The sequence below is a fragment of the Aquiflexum sp. genome (assembly GCF_041751335.1).
In the GTDB taxonomy this organism is placed as follows: Bacteria; Bacteroidota; Bacteroidia; order Cytophagales; family Cyclobacteriaceae; genus Aquiflexum.
On record NZ_JBGSXS010000311.1, the window covers coordinates 1 to 2,262 of the forward strand.

General features: G+C 36.4%; 2 protein-coding genes and 1 tRNA gene. All 3 read right to left on the reverse strand.

Features of this window, described 5'->3' with window-relative positions; genetic code table 11:
* On the reverse strand, nt 1-782 hold a 782-nt coding region (locus tag ACEW8U_RS17585; protein WP_373523365.1), incomplete at its 3' end, for a carboxypeptidase regulatory-like domain-containing protein.
* Between the two features lie 391 nt (nt 783-1,173).
* Nucleotides 1,174-1,455, reverse strand: a complete 282-nt coding sequence (locus ACEW8U_RS17590; RefSeq protein WP_373523366.1) for a DUF4904 domain-containing protein — start codon at nt 1,453-1,455, stop codon at nt 1,174-1,176.
* Nucleotides 1,456-1,955: 500 nt separating this feature from the next.
* Nucleotides 1,956-2,042 (reverse strand) — tRNA-Ser (locus tag ACEW8U_RS17595).
* Nucleotides 2,043-2,262: the final 220 nt, after the last annotated feature.

Here is a 2,262-nt window from a genome sequence, read left to right on the forward strand (position 1 = left end):
CCTGCATTTCCCTCAGCATCATATTGGGAAGGGGGATTGCTGATTATTTCAATGGTGCTCACCTGATCGGCATTCATTCCCGAAAGCATCTGAACAACAACATTTATTGGCAGACGGACAAGTTTGCCGTTCAGCATGACCATCACACCTTCTTTACCGTTCATGGTGATCGAATTGTTTTGCTGATTTATCAGAATTCCAGGGGTTCTTGAAAGGACTTCAAGTACTGTAGATCCAGACGAAATGATGCTGCTGCTTACATTTACGACCAACTTTCCCATCTGCTGTTCAAATAGAGGCTTTTGGGCAGAGACCATAACCTCGGATAATTCTGAAAATTCTTCTGTCAAAATAAACTCCAAGGTTTGATTGTTATTTACTTCCAATGAAACAGGAGAATAAAAGTAAGTTTGGAACCCTAACATATGAGCAGAAATCAGATAGCTTCCTTTGGGAATCTGTGACAAATAAAATTTGCCGGATTCATCACAAACCACCCCCTGAATCAATGATGAGTCAGTTTTTTCCAAAACCAGGATATTTGTAAATGCAATGGGCTGTCCCTTGTCATTCTTTACACTTCCCTGAATGGTACCCTGACAATAAGCATCGGTTATAGCGAAAAACAAAAATATTCCCCACAATAAACCTGGATAAGAGACTTTATATTTTTCATGCTTTTGCTTTTTAATAACGTGTCGAATGGCAGATTTTTTAAAATTGAAAAGCATCAATAAAAAACCGAAAAGATCGAATTTTGAAGGAGGTCTAAGATTTCCCATGGCTAAACAATTTTAATTTGATAGACTGGAATCTATTGTGCAAAGAGATTCTAAAACTGATTTCAGGCTGATTCATTCAGATGATAACACCAAATAAATTGATCAACCATTGATAGTATAAAATTGGCTTTTATAAATTAGATCTATTGCCACTATTGATTCAAAAATTAGCACAATTGTTTCATTTTGAAATATTTATAAAAAATCAAAGGAATTGTATTAGTAATTGGATAATCCAAAATATTCCTCTGTTAGATAAATATTTTGGAGGAGAAATCAAATTAATGTTAATTACCTCCCATCTTAATCAATCAGGATCATAACAGTTTGGCTGCTTCATTCAGCACACTTGGATCATAATAGGGATTGATTTCCTTTAGTTTGCCATCGGCTACTCGGAATTGTTAAAAACGGTTGTCGTCCCATTCGGTGTTTTTAGATTAAAGACCGTGGCCACATAATCGTCTTCTACAATATGCTGCAACATTTGAGCTCCTTTCATAATGGGAAAAAGGGATTCAAGAAATCCTATTGCTTTTTGTCCCTGAAGTTTAGGAGTGAGAGGGCTTTCATAACTCACATCTTCCGCAAAGGGAACCCTTTCAAAATTCCCATTTCCCAAGCCATGGATATAGCTTTCGATAATTGCAATTTTTTCCTCACGTGTCATCATTTTTTGATTATCATGAAAAGGAATTTGTCCGTAAACCTTCAAAATTATTTTTGGCCATTTGTTTTAGTGATTTTTTGCGGTCGGTCGCCAATGTTGCATTTTTCATAGTACTTTCCGTTTAGATAGTGAAATAAAAAGATCTATAGATCCGCAGAATCCAATGGACTTTGTCTTAAATCTTAAATAAAATTAACTGAATCGGAATCTAATTACTTGTAAAAATGAGTACGGTTATTTTTTCTGGTTTAAAGAAATTGAGGTGGCTGAACAAATGATGGCCAAACACATAAATAATGGCAAAAAGCCCGAAGCATTGCTCCGGATATTTTTTTTCAGAGAGGAAGGGACTGCTCGTATCCTCACCGCACATCCTCTAGCGAATCTCCTTTAGGTCGATTCCAAACCCAATTAAATGATCGAGAGTTTCCATACCTTCCGGAAAAAAACAATTTTGAAAAAAAAAGAAAAAGCCAACTTTAATGCCAAAGTTGGCTCTATCGCAGAGAGGAAGGGATTCGAACCCTCGATACCCTCACGGGTATACACACTTTCCAGGCGTGCTCCTTCAACCACTCGGACACCTCTCTATTAGACCCCATCTAAATGGGAGTGCAAAGAAATACATAATTAAAAGCCTTTGCAAACTTCTCCCAAAATAATTCGAAGGCAGATTTCACCCCTAATCTTAATATCAACAAATATCTACTATCAATCAATTTCTAATACTTTAAAGACCAAATAATTAATTATAGCCGACCCAGAAAATTTCAATTCCCCATCAATGACATCTCTCCTATCATCGGGGTA

Coding starts and splice junctions, on each gene's coding strand:
- ACEW8U_RS17590 (WP_373523366.1), bottom strand. CDS start 1,455: ATGATGACACGTGAGGAAAAAATTGCAATTATCGAAAGCTATATCCAT.